Source organism: Streptomyces sp. NPDC057963 (assembly GCF_042887155.1).
Classification (GTDB): Bacteria; Actinomycetota; Actinomycetes; order Streptomycetales; family Streptomycetaceae; genus Streptomyces.
The window spans coordinates 179,872-195,517 of the sequence record NZ_JBHVPX010000003.1 but is presented as its reverse complement, the minus strand read 5'-3'; the positions used below and the strand labels follow the sequence as shown (position 1 = coordinate 195,517).

Sequence of the window (15,646 nt, the reverse complement as noted above, 5' to 3'; positions counted from 1 at the left end):
GCGCTCGATGAAGGAACCGGGCGTCACTGCTCCTGCGGTGTGGGGATGGTGCCCTCCGGCTCCGGTTCCGCGGTGGGCAGGAAGCGGCCGATGAAGGTCTTGTAGAGGAACGCGCCGACCAGGCCGCCCGCGAGCGGGCCCACGATCGGCACCCAGTAGTAGAAGTTCCCGTACTGGTCCCGCCACGCCCCTCCGTAGCCGGTGAGGAAACTCGCGAGCCGGGGCCCGAAGTCCCGAGCGGGATTGATGGCGTACCCGGCGTTGGTCCCGAACGCCATACCGATGGCCACCACGATGAGACCTACGACGAACGGGCTGAGATTGGCGCCCGGTGGCGTATTGAGGAGATCGGTGACGGCGAAGATCAGCAGCATGAGAATGGCGGTGCCGATGACCTGGTCCCGCAACGCGCCCCATTCGCTGACAGGGAGCGCGGGGTTTCCGTTGGCGGGCAGCGTGGAGAAGACGAATTGCGTCTTGATGGTGTGTCCGGGGTCGGCCTTGGCCAGGGCCTCGGTGTAATTCCAACGCACCACCAATGCCCCGACGAAAGCCCCTGCGAGCTGTGCCAGCGCGTAGGGAGCCACTTTCTTCCAGGGGAAATCCTTGAAGGCGGCGAGTGAAAGAGTCACGGCGGGATTGAGGTGGGCTCCGCTCAGCCTGCCCGCCACATAGATACCCAGGGTGACTCCGAGGCCCCATGCCCAGGCGATGCTGTCGTGATTCCCGAGACCCCCCGGCGGATCGGTGAGTGCTCCGCCGGCCACGACCTGGGCGACCACGCCGCAGCCGAAGAGGATGAGAATCATCGTGCCGAGGAATTCCGCCGAGAGTTCCTCGACGAATCCCGACGCCTTGAGCCGCTCCATGGGGATCTCGCTTCCTGTCGAGTCACGAGCAATGGCGGCATAGATCCACGTATGAGCGTAGACGCAGGGAAATGGTTCCGCACTCGGTGGCACGGGCACCCGCGAGGACGCCCGGCGCGCCTGGTGAACGGGCATGAAAGGCGCCTGGCAGACGCCCGGGGGATGCGGCGGATCGTCCAACGCCGGCCGGGTGGACGGGTGAGCCCGGCCGGCGGGTTCCGTCGGCCGGGCGCCCCGGACGGCCCCTTGCCCGGCTTCAGCGGGTGGCGGCCACCACCTCACCGGCCGTCACTGCCGCACCGCTCGCCACCGCCCTGCCGGAGGCCGCGGTCCCGCCGGCTCCGGCCGCTTCTGCCGCGGGAGTGTCGTGCAGGCCGAGGCGCAGGTGCTCGACGTGGAAGAGGGCCTGGTCGAGGAGTTCGGCGACGTGGTTGTCGTACAGCGCGTAGATCACCGAGCGCCCCCGGCGTTCTCCGGTCACCAGGCCGAGATTGCGCAGCAGCCGCAGTTGGTGGGAGCAGGCGGACTGCTCCATGCCGACCGCATCGGCGAGCTCCGTCGCCGGGCACGGACCCTCCTGGAGCCGGGCGAGGATGCGGAGCCGGGACGGGGTGGCGAGAGCCTGCAGGGTGGCCGCCACATCGGCGGCCCCCACGGCGTCGAGGCGCTCGCGCGCGGTGGCAGCAGTGTTCGCGTCAGCTCCGTGGCCCATGACCTCATCCTACGGAGATGAACACATGAATGCGTGTTCATGTGATCCTGTATGGTACGGGGGTCGAAGCACTCCGCCTTCTCGTGTGAAGGATCACCGCTCATGTCTTTCACCCTCACCCGCCCGGCCTCGCCCGCCGAACCGGTGCAGGACGCGGACGCAGCCGGACGGCGCACCCGGATCCTGGCTCTCCCGGAAGCCCGCTGGGCCGCGGCCGCCCTGGGGCTGTTCCTGTCGGCACTGCCCCCGCACCTGCTCGGCGCGCCGTGGTGGGCGTGGGGCCCGCTGTACACGCTGACGTACGTCGCGGGTGGCTGGGAGCCCGGGTGGGAGGGGCTGAAGGCCCTCAAGGACAAGACGCTGGACGTGGATCTGCTGATGGTGGTCGCCGCCCTCGGAGCGGCGGCGATCGGGCAGGTGCTGGACGGCGCCCTGCTGATCGTCATCTTCGCCACCTCGGGCGCCCTGGAGGCGTTCGCCACCGCACGGACCGCCGATTCGGTGCGCGGCCTGCTCGACCTCGCGCCCACCACGGCGACCCGCGTCGGCGAGGGCGGAGCCGAAGAGCCGGTGCCCACCGGGCAGTTGAGCGTCGGGGACGTGATCCTGGTGCGCCCCGGCGAGCGCGTCGGCGCCGACGGCCGGATCCTCGACGGGACCGGCGAGGTCGACCAGGCGACCATCACCGGCGAGCCGCTGCCCGTGACCAAGGAGCGGGGCGACGAAGTCTTCGCCGGGACGCTCAACGGCACCGGTGCACTGCGCGTCGTGGTGGAGCGTGACCCGTCCGATTCGGTGATCGCCCGGATCGTCGCCATGGTCGAGGAAGCCTCCGGGACTAAGGCACCCACCCAGTTGTTCATCGAGAAGGTCGAACAGCGGTACTCGATCGGCATGGTGGCGGCCACCCTCGCCCTGTTCACCGTGCCGCTCGTCCTCGGCGCGGACCTGCAGCCGACGCTGCTGCGGGCGATGACCTTCATGATCGTGGCATCGCCGTGCGCCGTGGTCCTGGCCACCATGCCGCCGCTGCTCTCCGCGATCGCCAATGCCGGACGGCACGGCGTGCTGATCAAGTCCGCCGTCGTGATGGAGCGCCTCGGACAGATCGACGCCGTGGCCCTTGACAAGACCGGCACCCTGACCGAAGGCACCCCACGCGTCACCGACATCCGCCCGCTGACGGCCTCCGGCCTGACACCGGACGCCCTGCTCACCTTCGCGGCGGCTGCCGAGCACCCCAGCGAGCACCCCCTCGCGCGGGCCGTCACCGATGCCGCCCGGACACGCGGTCTGACCCTGCCCGCCGCGAAGGACTTCACCTCCGCCCCCGGCACCGGCGTCACCGCGACGGTGGACGGCCGCACCGTCGCCGTCGGCAGCCCCGCCCGTCTGCTGAGCGGCCGCCGGGACGAAGCGGCAGCCGAACTCGCCGCAGAGCTGGAGGAGGACGGCCGTACCGCCGTGCTGGTCGTCCTCGACGGCACGCCCGCCGGCGCGCTGGGCATCGCCGACCGGCCGCGCGCCGACGCCCAGGACACCGTCACCCGCCTCACCCTTCTCACCGGCAGCACTCCGGTCCTCGTCACCGGCGACAACCCCCGTGCCGCCGCACGCCTGGGCGCCGAGGTCGGGATCGGCGACGTCCGGGCCGGTCTGATGCCGCAGGACAAGGTGCGTGCGGTCAAGGAGATGGAGAGCGCCGGGCAGAAGGTCCTCGTGGTCGGGGACGGCGTCAACGACGCCCCGGCACTGGCCGCCGCCCACACCGGCATCGCCATGGGCAGGGCCGGTTCCGACCTCGCGCTGGAGACCGCCGACGCCGTCGTCGTCCGCGACGAACTCGCCGCCGTCCCCACCGCCGTGGCGCTCTCACGCCGGTGCCGCCGCCTCGTGGTGCAGAACCTGGTGGTCGCGGCCGTCTTCATCACCGGGCTCGTCGTCTGGGACCTCGTCGGCACGCTGCCGCTGCCGCTCGGTGTCGCCGGACACGAGGGCTCCACCGTCGTCGTCGGACTCAACGGCCTGCGCCTGCTGCGCGACGCCGCATGGACCCGCGCCCGCAGCGGCCGGTGAGCCACCCCGGTCCCGGAGGTGTGGGCAGGCGGCCCTCCGGCCGGCGCCGACCGCGTGTGCGGCCCCCGGCCCTGGGTGTGGCGTGGGCCTCGGCACCGGCAGCGAGTTCCGCGGAGCCGGAGACGACCGATGCCGACGGCGGACCGGCGGCCCGACGCCCCTGCCGGAAGGGGCGTCCGCGCCGATGGCCGGCCGTCCGGCCTCATCGCTCTCTCCCACCAGGGCCCCCGCCCGAGCGGGTTCCACCGCGGTCCGTACCCGCGCAGAGTTCCGGGGCTCGGTGGCGGAGCGCGGTGTCGGGGCAGTGCGGCGTGCGAAGGGGCGGGGTGCGACAGGACGGGGAAACCCTGCGGGGGTATCGTCGGGCCCGTACCGCAGGACTCGTACGAGCGGGAATCCGAGGCAGCCGTGGATCGCAGGCGGACGCGCACACCGGGAACGTCCCGGCTGCTCGTGCTGTGTGCCGTCCTGTGCGGACTGTTCCTCATGCACGGGGCCCCGGCGAGCGCTGCCGAGGGTTGCCACGGCGCCATGGCGGCGACCTCGCATCCGCCCATGACCGCGGCGGCCACTGCCGGACAGACGGCGATGCCGGACGAGTACGGCACGGCCAGGGCGGACGCCGCCGCGCCCGGCAGGAACGGCGAGTCGTGCGTATCCACCCATGCCCGCGACCGGCTGCTGCCGCTGCTCATGGCACTGGGCCTCGTGATCCTGGCCGTGCGGGTCCTCGGCAGGCCACGCACGGCGGTGCGGGGGCCGGACCGGCGGGGGCCGCCGTCCGCCGGTAGACAGCTACTGCTCCAGGTGTGCGTAGCGCGGACGTGACAGGCGTCCGCCGGTTCCCGGCCCTCCGGCCGGACCGGCCGGAGGTTCCTGCCCGTTTCGCGCGCCGCCGATGCGGCGCGCTCACCTGGAAAGAACATGTGATGTCCGCTTCCCTGTCTTCTTCCTCCCTGCCTTCCGCCGCCCGCCGCCGAGGCCTCGCGGCCGGCGCTGCCGTCGCCGCACTCGCGCTCGCACTCGTGGCCTGCGGCTCCTCCAAAGGCTCCGGCTCCGACGGTTCGTCCGCGCCCGGAACGGACCACGGCTCCGGCAGCGCTTCCGCGTCGGCCGCCCCCGGCGGCGCGTTCAACGACGCGGACGTGAAGTTCGCGCAGCAGATGATCCCGCACCACCAGCAGGCCGTCGAAATGGCGAAGCTGGCCGAGGGCCGCGCCGCCGACCCCGAGGTCGAGGAACTGGCCGCCGCGATCGAGAAGGCGCAGGATCCCGAGATCAACACCATGAAGGGCTGGCTGACGTCCTGGGGGAAGCCGCTGCCCGAGTCCTCGTCCTCGATGGGTGACATGCCCGGCATGGACCACGGCTCGGACGGCGGTTCGGGGATGCCCGGGATGATGTCGGACAAGGACATGAGTGACCTCGAAGCGGCCGAGGGCAAGGACTTCGACAAGAAGTTCGCCCAGCTCATGATCGCCCACCACGAGGGCGCGGTCACCATGGCCGAGGCCGAGCGGAAGAACGGCGGCAACGCCGGCGCGAAGAAGCTCGCCGGCGCCGTCGTCACCGCCCAGACCGCCGAGATCGAGCAGATGAACAAGATCATCGCCAGGCTCTGATCCCGGGCAGGGTGCGGGCCTTCCTTTCGCCGGGGCCCGCATCCTGCCGCGCTCCCGCCGGTGCGGGCCCCGGCGGCTGCTCAGTCCGCTTCCGGTGTCGAGAGCAGTTCGCGCACCTCCTCCGCCGTGGTGTCCTGGAGTTCCTCCCCGACGAGCAGCCAGCGGGTGATGCCGACCGATTCCAGGAACGGCAGGTCGTGGCCCGCGATCAGCAGCGCACCCTCGTACGACTGGAGCGCACTGGTCAGCTGTCGCACGCCGGCGATGTCCAGGTTGTTGGTCGGCTCGTCCAGCATCAGCAACTGCGGGGCCGGTGCGGCGAGCATCGTCGCCGCGAGCGCGGCACGGAAGCGTTCTCCGCCCGAGAGGGTGCCCGCCGGCTGCTCCGCGCGTTTCCCCTGGAACAGGAAGCGTGCGAGCTGGGAGCGGATGTGGTTGTCGGTGGCCCCGGGGGCCATGCGGGCCACGTTCGCCGCGACGCTCAGCCCGTCGTCCAGCACATCCAGCCGCTGGGGAAGGAAGCGCAGCGGTACGAACGTCCTGGCCTCGCCGGACAGTGGAGCCAGCTCGCCGGTGAGGGTGCGCAGGAGCGTGGTCTTGCCGGCGCCGTTGCGGCCGACGAGTGCGATCCGTTCGGGCCCGTGCACATGGAGGCTGCCCTGGAGCAGTCGGCCGAACCGGGGGCGAAGTTCGTGCAGGCTCAGCACGGTGCGGCCGGTGGGAACGGCGGTGTGGGGGAGGCTCACGCGGATCTCGGCATCGTTGCGGACCGCGTCCGCGGCCTCCTCGCGGCGCTCGCGCGCCTCGCTCAACCGCTCCTCGTGGAGGCCGCGCAGCTTGCCCCCGGACTCCTGCGCGGACCGCTTGCGGCGGCCGGCGAGGATCTTCGGCAGGCCCCCGTCCACCTCCGCCTTCTTGCCTTGGCGCTGGCGGCGGGCCAGTTTCACATGGGTTTCCTCCAGTTCGCGTTTCTGGCGGCGTACGTCGGCCTCGGCGGCCCGCAACATCCGCCCGGCGGCCTCCTGTTCGGTGGTGAGGGCTTCCTGGTAGGCGGACCAGCCACCGCCGTACCAGCTCACGGATCCGGCGCGCAGTTCGGCGATGCGGTCCACGCGCTCCAGCAGTTCGATGTCGTGACTGACCACGACCAGCACTCCGGAGCGCCAGTTGTCGACGGCGTCGTAGAGCCTGCGACGCGCGAACACATCAAGGTTGTTGGTCGGTTCGTCGAGCAGGAGGACATCAGGATGCTCCAGCAGCAGTGCGGCCAGGCGCAGCAGGACGGTCTCCCCGCCGGACATCTGGCCGACGGTGCGGTCCAGTTCGAGGCCCCCGAGCCCCAGTGAGCCGAGTGTCGCGAGGGCTTGTTCCTCCACGTCCCAGTCGTCACCGATCGTCTCGAAGTGCTTCTCGTCCACATCCCCGGCCTCGATGGCGCGCAGTGCGTCGCGCCGCTCGGCGATGCCCAGGGCCTGGTCCACCCGCAGTGAGGTGTCGAGGGTGATGTTCTGAGGGAGGTGGGCGAGGCTGCCGCCGACGGTCACCGAGCCCTGGGAGGGGCGAAGCAGGCCGGCCAGCAGGCGCAGCAGTGTGGACTTGCCCGCGCCGTTGTCGCCCACGAGACCGGTGCGGCCACGGCCGATACCGAAGGAGAGTCCGTCGAAGACGGTCGTGCCGTCCGGCCACTGGAAGGACAGGGCGGAGCAGGTGAGGGAGGCGCTGGGGGCGGTGGGTGTCGCCATGGTGATCCTCGCAGTCGTGAGCACGGTGAATGGGGGCTTCGTATGCGAGCACCACGCAGCGACCGACAGGGGAAGGGTGCGGCGGTCCGAGAGATCGAGGGACGGCTCATGCACCGAGGTCGCATCCACGCGGGGTCACGGGCAGGGGTAAACACTGCTACTGCGTGACGGGCGTACGACCGGAGTCGTACGGCGCGATGATCGCGAACCTCAGATGCGCAACGTCCACCTCAATCGGAGACAACAGGACGGCCGAAACGATAGCGAGGCGGAGGGCGGAAGGCAAAGTCTTGTGCCGTGTGGGGGAGGGACACGGGTGGACCGCCGGCCGGTCCTTCCGGGTGCGATCGGCCCGGGGGCGGTGCGCCGGAGCGAGAGCGTGCGAGTCAACGGGTGAATGTTCCCATATGGGCGGTTTCGCCTAGTACACCCTCTTGGTCGATAAAGGGGAGTCTGTTGTGAATTGCAGCTTTTGGCCTATGCCTGAAATGCACCTTTTGCGAATTGTGTGGTGTGAGTCACGTTCAAGGTTCAGGGGGTCGTGGCGTGCGCCTCGGTTCCCTTCTGCGCAAGGAAAATCAGCAATGCGGTGTGAGGTGGATTACTGCCTTTCCGTGATTCGATCTTGCAAATGAATTGTGATCAAAAAATAGGGGCTTGTTCCATTCGGTGTTTCTCGCCTACGGTCACCGTCAATCCGGACGGAACGCCGAATCCTGCCGCCGTCCGAGAAACCGACCCGATCGCGTACGGCAGGAGCGGGGGACCCAGGTAGGCCGCCGAACCGGTATCCGGAACGGCTCGGGGTGAAGTCGCAGTTTCCTGCGGCCAGACATCTCCCGTCTGAACCCGACAGCTCACCTCGTAGGCGACGGAGAGGAATTCGCCATGCCCGCAACGGGTAAGTCCTATCGTCGCAAGCACACTTCGCTGACCCGCGGTTTCATCGCCGCGACCACGGGCGGGGCCGCTCTCGTGCTTCCGCTGATCTGCGCGGGCTTCGCCTCGGCCGCGCCGGCCCAGGCGGTCGCCGCCGAAAAGGCCGCGGCGCCGTCCGCCGCCGTCAAGGAAATATCCGCCCGGAAGGCCGCGCCCACCGTCTATTCCGTGACCGTGGGCGACACCCTTTCCAAGATCGCGCGGGGGCATTCCGTCAGCGGTGGCTGGCAGAAGCTGTACGAGGACAATCGAGGCGTGATCGGCGGCAACCCCGCCGTGATTCGTCCCGGCATGAAGCTGACCATCGGCGCCGAGGCGGAGTCTCGCGTTTCCACCGGCGTATCCGCCGTGAACGGCGTCGCGGTGCCGGCGACGGCCACCACTGCCGCACCGGCCGCCAAGCCCGCCACGTACACGAACAATCTGGACGGCTGGATCAAGAAGTCGCTGGCCGTCATGGCCGAGCGCGGCATCCCCGGCAGCTACAACGGCATCCACCGCAACGTCATGCGTGAATCCTCCGGCAACCCCCGGGCCGTCAACAACTGGGACTCGAACGCCGTCGCGGGAACCCCGTCCAAGGGTCTCCTCCAGATCATCGACCCGACGTTCCGCGCCTACCACGTGCCCGGTACGTCGCTGGACAGCTACGACCCGGTTGCCAACATCACCGCGGCCTGCAACTACGCGGCCGCCAAGTACGGCTCGATCGACAACGTGTTCGGGGCCTACTGACGCGCAACGGCGCCGACGGCGGTTCAGGACCGACGGGTGGCGAGAGGCCGGAACAGAGGCCGCTCGCGAAGGACCGCACCCGCCGGTCAGGGACCGCCTTCCGGCCGTAGTCCCGCATGCGTGGAAAGACGGAACTCCCGACCCGCGCCCATCCGTCGCCGGACTGCCGTCCCGAGACGGGCCGTTGGGCATGGGGCCCCGCCCCGCACGCATGCGCGGGCAGCGTACGGAGGTGGCGCTACACGGCCCGGCGGGGGCCGGGAACGGTCACATGGCCGGCGAGCCACGAGAGGAGGGGCTCCAGTTCCTCTGCCGCCGCGAGCACGGCACCGGCCAGCGCCGGCGTGTGCTGCGCGCAGTCCCCGCCGAGGGGGCGGGTGGCGGAGATCGAGCGGTACCGGAGGTAGTCGGCGCGGGGATGCCCGGCGTCATGGCCGCGTGGCACGCGCTTCATCAGGTCACCGGTGACCTCGTACCCCCGCGCTGCCAGCGCCTCGACGGCGCGCACCAGCCCGGGGCCGCTCTCCTGCGCGGCAACCGCCTTGCGGAACAACGGGATCTGCCCCGGGTCCGGGTAGGTCCAGCCGCCCTTGATCCGGAGCCCGTCGAGGTCGAAGCGCAGGCCGATCTCGACATTGCGCGCGATCCGGATCACCGCCACTTGGTGCTGCCACCACCACGGGTCCTTGCGGAACCCCCAGACGGAGAAGTCCTCGTACGCCCCGTCCGCGTCGGCCACCTCGTTCAGCAACGCGATCATGGGTTGGCGGACCAGGTGCTCCCGGTCCTTTCGGCGTTTCTCGCGCGCCTCCTGCGAAGGGGTCCCCTCCAACTGCAGAAGCAGGTCGAATGCTTGCTCTGTCCAGCCGCTGAAAGCTCTGCTCATCCAGGAGACCTTAAGGGCTGTCCCGTAGGGCAGCAGTCCGGCCGGGAGGGACACGGCCGGGAGGGACACGGCCGGGAGCGGTCCGCGCATCGGCTACTCCGGCGGCGGCCTGGGAACCGTGGCAGCCGCTCCTTCCCGGACGGACTTCACCACCGCGTCGTGAAGGCGCCGGCTGTCGTCCTCCGAGCAGCACGACACGGGACTGCCCGACATGGTGAACCAGTCGATCGCACCCGTGTACTGCACAGTCACCTGGGCCGTGTCATCGGCCCAGGTCGTGTGAACCGTCAGATCCCCGGACAGGACGCCGGCCTCGTCCGTCAGCACGCCACCGTGCCCGGAGAACACACCACGAGTCGTCCATGACGCCCAAGCCATGCCTCCAGGCTGGCATCAAGTCCAGGGACGCGCACCCGCAGCCACATGGGTGCGCGCCGGCGGCCCTCCATGCTCCGTGGCGCTCCGGGGTGCCCCCACCCTTCCGGAATCTGGAACGGGCGAAACTTTCCACCTGGTCCGGCTGCGGTTCCCGTACCCGCCGATCCTCAGCGGAATAACGCATTCTTAACGCCAAACCGTCAGATCTTCTCGCCGAAACAACGAATTCCGTAGGTGAACACCTCTTGACCTGCGGAACTCGTCAGGATTGCATGTCGCGCTGGGAGCGACGAAACCACTCACCACGTCCTCGTCTGGAGGCGATACCGCTCCCGTGCTCAGACACCGCACCTTTGATCGGAATCGCACGATGACCGAAACGCTCAGCGCTCCCCAGGCGCTCGCCCCCGCGACCGGCCCCACTCCGCAGAAGCTCAAGCGCTCCATCGGCGTCGTGGGCGGAACGCTGCTCACGCTCTCCTGCGTGACGCCCGCTTCGACGCTCTTCGTGGTCGTACCGGACTTGTTCTCCAGCCTCGGCACCTACACCGCCCTCACCATCGCCGTCGGATCGCTGCTCTGCATCGCGGTCGCCTTCTGCTACTCGGAGCTGGGCACCCTCATCCCGAGCGCGGGAGGCGAGTACGCCATGGTGTCGACCATGGCGGGACGGCTGGCCGGATGGCTCGTCTTCGTGCTCTCCCTGCTGGTCGTGATGATCGTTCCCCCGGTCATCGCCATGGGCACGGCCGACTACCTCGCTCCCCTCGTGCACATCCCGGCCCCCGCCGCAGGCGCCGGAGTGATGGTGCTCGCCACCCTCGCCGGACTCCTGGACCTGCGTGCCAACGCGTGGATCACCGGGATCTTCCTCGTCCTGGAAGTGATCGCGGCGGGCGTCGTGGCCGTTCTCGGCTTCGCGCACTCCGAGCGCGGAGCCTCCGCGCTGGTGCACGGTTCGGTCGCCTCGTCGGGCGGTACGAGCTCCACGGTCACCGCGATGATGGTGGTGTCCGGGCTGGCGATTGCGCTCTTCATCACCCAGGGCTTCTCCACGGCGGTCTACCTCTCGGAGGAGCTGGAGAATCCGCGGCGCAACGTGGCCCGTACGGTCCTCGCCACCCTCGCCATCTCCACGGCGGTCATCCTGGTCCCGGTCATCGCCATCACGCTGGGCGCCCCGGACCTCGCGGCCCTGACCTCGGGCGACCTGAACACCATGGTCGCTGCCTGGTCCAACTCGGCCGTCGGCACCTTCGTCAGCCTCTGCGTCGCCCTCGCGATCATCAACGCGGGCATCGTCATGGTGATCCAGAACTCCCGGGTCCTGTTCGCCTCCGCCCGGGACAAGGCGTGGCCCGAACCGATCAACAACGCCCTGGCCCGGCTCGGCCGCTTCGGCTCCCCGTGGGTGGCGACCCTGGTCGTCGGCATCCCCGGCGCGGCACTCTGCTTCGTCAACCTCGACACCCTGTACGGCGTCACCGGCGTCTCCGTCACCGGCATGTACCTGTTGGTCGCGGTCGCCGCCCTGCTCTGCCGCCGCGGTGCGCACCGCGAGGCGCCTGCCTGGCGCATGCCGCTGTGGCCGGCGATCCCGCTGCTGCTCATCGCCGTGCTCGCGTACATCCTGACCCAGCAGGAGACCGAGTACCTGCTGTGGACCGGCGGGATCACCGCTGCCGCCACGCTCTACTGGGCGCTCTATCTGCGGCCCCGCCAGGACACCCGCTGGCTGGTCAGCATTCCGGAGGACGTACAGAGCTGACCGGACGACCGGGCGGGCCCGGCCGCCACGCGGTCGGGGGCCGGGAGACGGATGGCCGGGCGGTGGCGCCGCTGGTGGTCCGCAGGCCGGACGAGAAGGCGGCGGGAGCCATGGCCCCGGCCGCCTCCCGCCGCGTTCCCCGGTGGCCCGATCGCCTGACCGCGGACGGCAGGGCGGCCCGGCGACCGAGCGGCCGCACCCGTGCGGCGTCAAGGTGGAGACAGGACATCGTCACAGTCACCAGGACGCAGCGCGGGGAGTCGGAGCGAGATGAGTGTCGAGCGGGTGGGAGTCGTCGTCCACCAGGGCCATCCCGAGGCCGTCGCCGCGGCGCGCGTCGTCCATGACTGGTGTGCACGCGACGACATTCCGTGCACGGACATCGACGTGTGGCGCGAGGACACACGCCGGCGCGGCGGACGGGAGGAGGCCCAGGTCGCGGGCAACCCCGACCTCATCGTGACACTCGGAGGCGACGGGACCTTCCTGCGCGGCGCCCGGATCGCGGCCAAGAACCAGGGCGCCGTCCTCGGGATCGACCTGGGCCGGGTCGGCTTCCTGACCGAGGTGCCGGTCGAGAACGTCGTCCGGGCACTGGACGCCGTCCACCGCGGACGGGCGGAGATCGAGGAGCGCATGACGCTGACGATGAGGGCCTCCCGGGTGCTGGAAGTGCCCAAGGACATCGATGCGCTGATGGGCTACGGACGCCGCCCGATGCTGCCGCCTCCCCAGGTCGACCGGGAGGCCGAGGCCGGGGCGGAGGGCTGGGGAGTGGCGCTGGATGTCATGGCCCTCAACGACATCGTCGTCGAGAAGCTCGCACGCGACCGGCAGGTGAGTCTCGGCGTCTACATCAGCGGCCGTCTCCTTGCCTCGTACTCGGCCGACGCCGTCATCATGGCCACGCCCACCGGGTCGACCGCCTACAGCTTCGCCGCGGGCGGGCCGGTGGTCTCACCCCGCATGGACGCCGTCGTCTTCACACCCGTCGCACCGCACATGACCTTCGACCGCACCGTGGTCACCGCGCCGGACGAACCGGTCGCGGTGCGGGTCCTGCCCCATTCGGGGCAGGGCGCGGTCACCATCGACGGGCAACTGCGCGGCGTGCTGGACGCCGGGGACTGGCTCGGGGTGTACGCGGCCACGCACCGTCTGCGCGTCGTCAGGCTCGGCCCGCACGACTTCTACGGGCGGCTGCGCACACGTCTGCGCCTCACGGACGCCCCGGCCACGGCTGCCGACGGGGAGAGCGCGCCCCTCTTCCGCCCCGACGGCCCCGTCCCGCACGACCTGGCCCATCTCCACCTCTCCCCGACGGACCGGGACGAGGCCGCCGGCCACTGACCGGGCGGGGAGGGCCGCAGCCCGAAGAATCGGGTAGGAAGAGCCGACGCGTCCACGATGAAGGAGTCCACATGCCCAGCAGCGCCGATCTCCCAGCCGCCTGCGGCGTGACGGTGCCCGACACCGCGCTGGCCGCCGCAGCCACCGAGCTGGTCCGCGACGCGGCAGACGACCTGATCTACCACCACTCCCGCCGCGTCTACTTCTTCGGCGGCCTGCAGGGGCGCAACAAGGGGCTGAGTTACGACCCGGAGCTCCTCTACATCGGCGCCATGTTCCACGACCTGGGTCTCAACGGGGAATTCCGCGGCAGTGGGCGCCGGTTCGAGGTGGACAGCGCCGACGAGGCACGCCGGTTCCTGCAGAGCCACGGCGTGCCCGAGGACAGCGTCCGCCGTGTCTGGACGGCGATCGCGCTCCACACGACGCCGGGAATCCCCCAGTTCATGGAGCCCGAGGTCGCGCTGGTGACCGCGGGGGTGGAGTACGACGTGCTCGGCATCGGCTATACCGACATCAGCGACGCGGACCGTGCGGCGATCGTCTCCCTCCATCCCCGCCCCGGCTTCAAGCAGCGGATTCTCCGGGCGTTCACCGAAGGCATCGAAGGCAAGCCGGACACCACCTTCGGCAATGTGAAGGCCGATGTCCTGGAGCGCTTCGTACCGGGATTCGAGCGGGGCAACTTCGTGGACACCATCCTGGACTCTCCCTGGCCGGAGTAACCCGGGCGGAGTGATCCCCGCACAGGACACGCGAGCCGGTGGACGGGTGGACGAGCCGGTGGGCGGGCTCGGCGAGCGGGTGGGCGCCTCTGTCCGGGCGCGCGGCGAAGGGTGGCCGCGAGCGGCCGTATCCCCGGCTGGGGAGGGACGGGACCGCCACCGGTCGGGGCGGTGTCCACGGGTGACCGGGCAGCTCGTACGGTTCTGAGCCGTGCGCCCGTCCCCCGACGCCCAGGGAAAGGCCATGCTGTGCCGGTTGTCCTCGTGCTGCTGCTCGCCGGAACCTGGCTGCTCTCCGGCGCCCTGGTCACCGGGACCGATCCGCTGATCGTCGCCGTGGGCCGCACCGCGGTGTGCTGTGCCGTACTCACCGCCGTCGCCGCCTCCAGCGCGGGCGGCAGGGCCGACCTGCGCCGTGCCGCCGCCCGTCCGGGCACCGTATGGCTGCTGGGCCTGCTCGGCTTCGCCGGATACGCGGCCGGCACCCTGCTCGCCATCCCGCGCATCGGCACCTCGCTCACCAACCTCGTCGTCGCGCTGATGCCGTGCGCCTCGGTGGTGGTGGGCGCGGCGTTCTTCGGTGAGCGGTCCGGGCCGCGCAAGGCGGTGGGGGCGGTGCTGGCCTGCGCGGCGGCCGCCGGATACGCGGCCCTCGGCGCGGACGCGGGGGACGTGGACGGCGTGGGACTGCTGCTGGCGGCGGCAGCGACCGTGGCCTTCGCGGTGTACGGGTACCTCTACCGGGAACGGCTGTCGGGGCTGCCACCCCTCGCCGTCCTGCCCGTACTGCTCGCCGCCGCCACCTGCCTGCTGCTCCCGATGGCCTTGCCCGCGCTCGTCGCCCATCCTCCGACACTCGCCGCGATCGGCGGCACAGTGGTGCTGGGCGCGGCCGTGTACGCACCCGCCTACCTCGTACAGCACCGGCTGATCCTGGTCCGGGGGCCGGTCTTCACGGCGGCTGTGCAGCTGGCCGTTCCGTTCACGGTGCGCCTCGGCGACTGGGCACTGCACACCGCGCCCGCGCCCTCGGCCATGGAGCTGCTGCTTCTCGCGGCGTGCTGCGGGGGCATCGCCCTCGTCACGCTCCGGCCGCGCGGCCGGCTCGCCACGGCCGAGTGAGCGCGGACCCGCCGCCGGGGCCCTCCGCGCCCCGCCCCGCTCAACCGTCCGACGGACGTCCGGCCGTCGCCGCGCCGATCACCAGCCGGCAACGTGCCCGCGCGCCGATCCACCGCAACCCCGGGCGTTCCGGCTCAGCGGGTGAGCGGAAACATCCTGCTGAGACGCGGCAGCCGGCGGGACGCCTCATCCACGTCCCGTACGTCCCACTGCCCGCCGCTCGGTTCGGGATTGCACGGGATGTCCAGGCCCGCGGCCTCCAATGCCTCTTCCAGCCCCTCCTCTTCACCCGTCAGCGTGTCGAACGCCTCCGCCGCGACGTAGTCCAAGGACTCCCACTCGGGCCACTCGTCGTCCGACCAGGTCGTCTCGGGCCGCCCGGCCAGCCGGCGCAACTCCGGGACCGCTGCCAGCGAGTCCGGGTCGGCCGCGGCCCTGCCGAACGCCTCCCGGCCGAGGCCGACCACCCAGAGCTGGAAGTACCAGAAACTGTCGTCGGAGCACCTTCCACCGAAGATCTGTTCAGCCGCGGCCCACATCTCCCACGTGTCGATCGGCCGTCGCACCCGGTGCAGGCACCCCTGGAACTGCACGATCTCCGGCAGCGGGCGCCGCATGAGCTGTTCGCGCAGTGAATCCAGCCGCCGGTCCGGGTCATGGCTTTGATGACGGGAGCCCTCGATCAGGGCCCAGAACGCGTTCTCATCCATGGACCGAACTAT

13 protein-coding genes, 2 pseudogenes and 1 riboswitch are annotated in these 15,646 nt (G+C 70.7%); of the genes and pseudogenes, 8 read left to right on the top strand and 7 right to left on the bottom strand.

Annotation, left to right across the window (positions count from 1 at the left end):
* Positions 1-23 precede the first annotated feature (23 nt).
* Positions 24-869, bottom strand: coding sequence for an MIP/aquaporin family protein (locus ACFVT1_RS07955; RefSeq protein WP_389793508.1), 846 nt, complete (start codon positions 867-869; stop codon positions 24-26).
* A gap of 256 nt (positions 870-1,125) precedes the next feature.
* Complete coding sequence (locus ACFVT1_RS07950) at positions 1,126-1,581, bottom strand: ArsR/SmtB family transcription factor (RefSeq protein WP_389793506.1); 456 nt, start codon at positions 1,579-1,581, stop codon at positions 1,126-1,128.
* Positions 1,582-1,683: 102 nt separating this feature from the next.
* Here ACFVT1_RS07950 and ACFVT1_RS07945 point away from each other — a divergent pair, with 102 nt between their 5' ends.
* The 3 genes from ACFVT1_RS07945 to ACFVT1_RS07935 all read left to right on the top strand — a co-directional run bounded on the left by ACFVT1_RS07945 (position 1,684) and on the right by ACFVT1_RS07935 (position 5,279).
* Entirely contained in the window at positions 1,684-3,657 is a 1,974-nt protein-coding gene (locus ACFVT1_RS07945; protein ID WP_389793505.1) for a heavy metal translocating P-type ATPase, read from the top strand.
* A 408-nt stretch (positions 3,658-4,065) separates the two neighbouring features.
* Positions 4,066-4,485: a hypothetical protein gene (locus ACFVT1_RS07940; protein ID WP_389793504.1), complete on the top strand. Its 420-nt coding sequence runs from the start codon at positions 4,066-4,068 to the stop codon at positions 4,483-4,485.
* A gap of 101 nt (positions 4,486-4,586) precedes the next feature.
* On the top strand, positions 4,587-5,279 hold the full coding sequence (locus ACFVT1_RS07935) for a DUF305 domain-containing protein (protein WP_389793503.1): 693 nt from the start codon (positions 4,587-4,589) through the stop codon (positions 5,277-5,279).
* A gap of 265 nt (positions 5,280-5,544) precedes the next feature.
* Here ACFVT1_RS07935 and ACFVT1_RS07930 read toward each other — a convergent pair.
* Positions 5,545-6,286: pseudogene (locus ACFVT1_RS07930) on the bottom strand (ATP-binding cassette domain-containing protein); the annotation flags it as partial.
* A 120-nt stretch (positions 6,287-6,406) separates the two neighbouring features.
* Positions 6,407-7,021, bottom strand: a pseudogene (locus tag ACFVT1_RS07925) (ATP-binding cassette domain-containing protein); the annotation flags it as partial.
* 697 nt (positions 7,022-7,718) lie between these two features.
* Positions 7,719-7,905, top strand: a riboswitch (cyclic di-AMP (ydaO/yuaA leader).
* Between the two features lie 4 nt (positions 7,906-7,909).
* On the opposite strand from ACFVT1_RS07925, the gene ACFVT1_RS07920 reads away from it, so the two are divergent.
* A complete protein-coding gene (locus ACFVT1_RS07920; RefSeq protein WP_389793502.1) occupies positions 7,910-8,695 on the top strand; it encodes a transglycosylase SLT domain-containing protein in 786 nt (261 codons plus the stop codon).
* A gap of 238 nt (positions 8,696-8,933) precedes the next feature.
* On the opposite strand, the gene ACFVT1_RS07915 is transcribed toward ACFVT1_RS07920, so the two are convergent.
* A complete protein-coding gene (locus ACFVT1_RS07915) occupies positions 8,934-9,581 on the bottom strand; it encodes a DUF2461 family protein (RefSeq protein WP_389793501.1) in 648 nt (215 codons plus the stop codon).
* A gap of 93 nt (positions 9,582-9,674) precedes the next feature.
* Positions 9,675-9,959: a hypothetical protein gene (locus tag ACFVT1_RS07910; RefSeq protein ID WP_362202450.1), complete on the bottom strand. Its 285-nt coding sequence runs from the start codon at positions 9,957-9,959 to the stop codon at positions 9,675-9,677.
* Between the two features lie 370 nt (positions 9,960-10,329).
* Here ACFVT1_RS07910 and ACFVT1_RS07905 point away from each other — a divergent pair, with 370 nt between their 5' ends.
* The 4 genes from ACFVT1_RS07905 to ACFVT1_RS07890 all read left to right on the top strand — a co-directional run bounded on the left by ACFVT1_RS07905 (position 10,330) and on the right by ACFVT1_RS07890 (position 14,924).
* Complete coding sequence (locus ACFVT1_RS07905) at positions 10,330-11,727, top strand: APC family permease (RefSeq protein WP_389793500.1); 1,398 nt, start codon at positions 10,330-10,332, stop codon at positions 11,725-11,727.
* Between the two features lie 270 nt (positions 11,728-11,997).
* Positions 11,998-13,077, top strand: coding sequence for an NAD(+)/NADH kinase (locus tag ACFVT1_RS07900; protein WP_389793499.1), 1,080 nt, complete (start codon positions 11,998-12,000; stop codon positions 13,075-13,077).
* 71 nt (positions 13,078-13,148) lie between these two features.
* Positions 13,149-13,802, top strand: a complete 654-nt coding sequence (locus ACFVT1_RS07895; protein ID WP_389793498.1) for an HD domain-containing protein — start codon at positions 13,149-13,151, stop codon at positions 13,800-13,802.
* Between the two features lie 249 nt (positions 13,803-14,051).
* Positions 14,052-14,924 carry an EamA family transporter gene (locus ACFVT1_RS07890; RefSeq protein ID WP_389793497.1) on the top strand — a complete coding sequence of 291 codons (873 nt, stop codon included), beginning with the start codon at positions 14,052-14,054 and terminating at the stop codon, positions 14,922-14,924.
* Between the two features lie 134 nt (positions 14,925-15,058).
* On the opposite strand, the gene ACFVT1_RS07885 is transcribed toward ACFVT1_RS07890, so the two are convergent.
* On the bottom strand, positions 15,059-15,634 hold the full coding sequence (locus ACFVT1_RS07885; protein ID WP_389793496.1) for a DUF4240 domain-containing protein: 576 nt from the start codon (positions 15,632-15,634) through the stop codon (positions 15,059-15,061).
* Between the last annotated feature and the right edge of the window lie 12 nt (positions 15,635-15,646).

Coding starts and splice junctions, on each gene's coding strand:
- ACFVT1_RS07955 (WP_389793508.1), bottom strand. CDS start 869: ATGGAGCGGCTCAAGGCGTCGGGATTCGTCGAGGAACTCTCGGCGGAA.
- ACFVT1_RS07945 (WP_389793505.1), top strand. CDS start 1,684: ATGTCTTTCACCCTCACCCGCCCGGCCTCGCCCGCCGAACCGGTGCAG.
- ACFVT1_RS07950 (WP_389793506.1), bottom strand. CDS start 1,581: ATGGGCCACGGAGCTGACGCGAACACTGCTGCCACCGCGCGCGAGCGC.
- ACFVT1_RS07900 (WP_389793499.1), top strand. CDS start 11,998: ATGAGTGTCGAGCGGGTGGGAGTCGTCGTCCACCAGGGCCATCCCGAG.
- ACFVT1_RS07895 (WP_389793498.1), top strand. CDS start 13,149: ATGCCCAGCAGCGCCGATCTCCCAGCCGCCTGCGGCGTGACGGTGCCC.
- ACFVT1_RS07920 (WP_389793502.1), top strand. CDS start 7,910: ATGCCCGCAACGGGTAAGTCCTATCGTCGCAAGCACACTTCGCTGACC.
- ACFVT1_RS07910 (WP_362202450.1), bottom strand. CDS start 9,959: ATGGCTTGGGCGTCATGGACGACTCGTGGTGTGTTCTCCGGGCACGGT.
- ACFVT1_RS07935 (WP_389793503.1), top strand. CDS start 4,587: ATGTCCGCTTCCCTGTCTTCTTCCTCCCTGCCTTCCGCCGCCCGCCGC.
- ACFVT1_RS07915 (WP_389793501.1), bottom strand. CDS start 9,581: ATGAGCAGAGCTTTCAGCGGCTGGACAGAGCAAGCATTCGACCTGCTT.
- ACFVT1_RS07885 (WP_389793496.1), bottom strand. CDS start 15,634: ATGGATGAGAACGCGTTCTGGGCCCTGATCGAGGGCTCCCGTCATCAA.
- ACFVT1_RS07905 (WP_389793500.1), top strand. CDS start 10,330: ATGACCGAAACGCTCAGCGCTCCCCAGGCGCTCGCCCCCGCGACCGGC.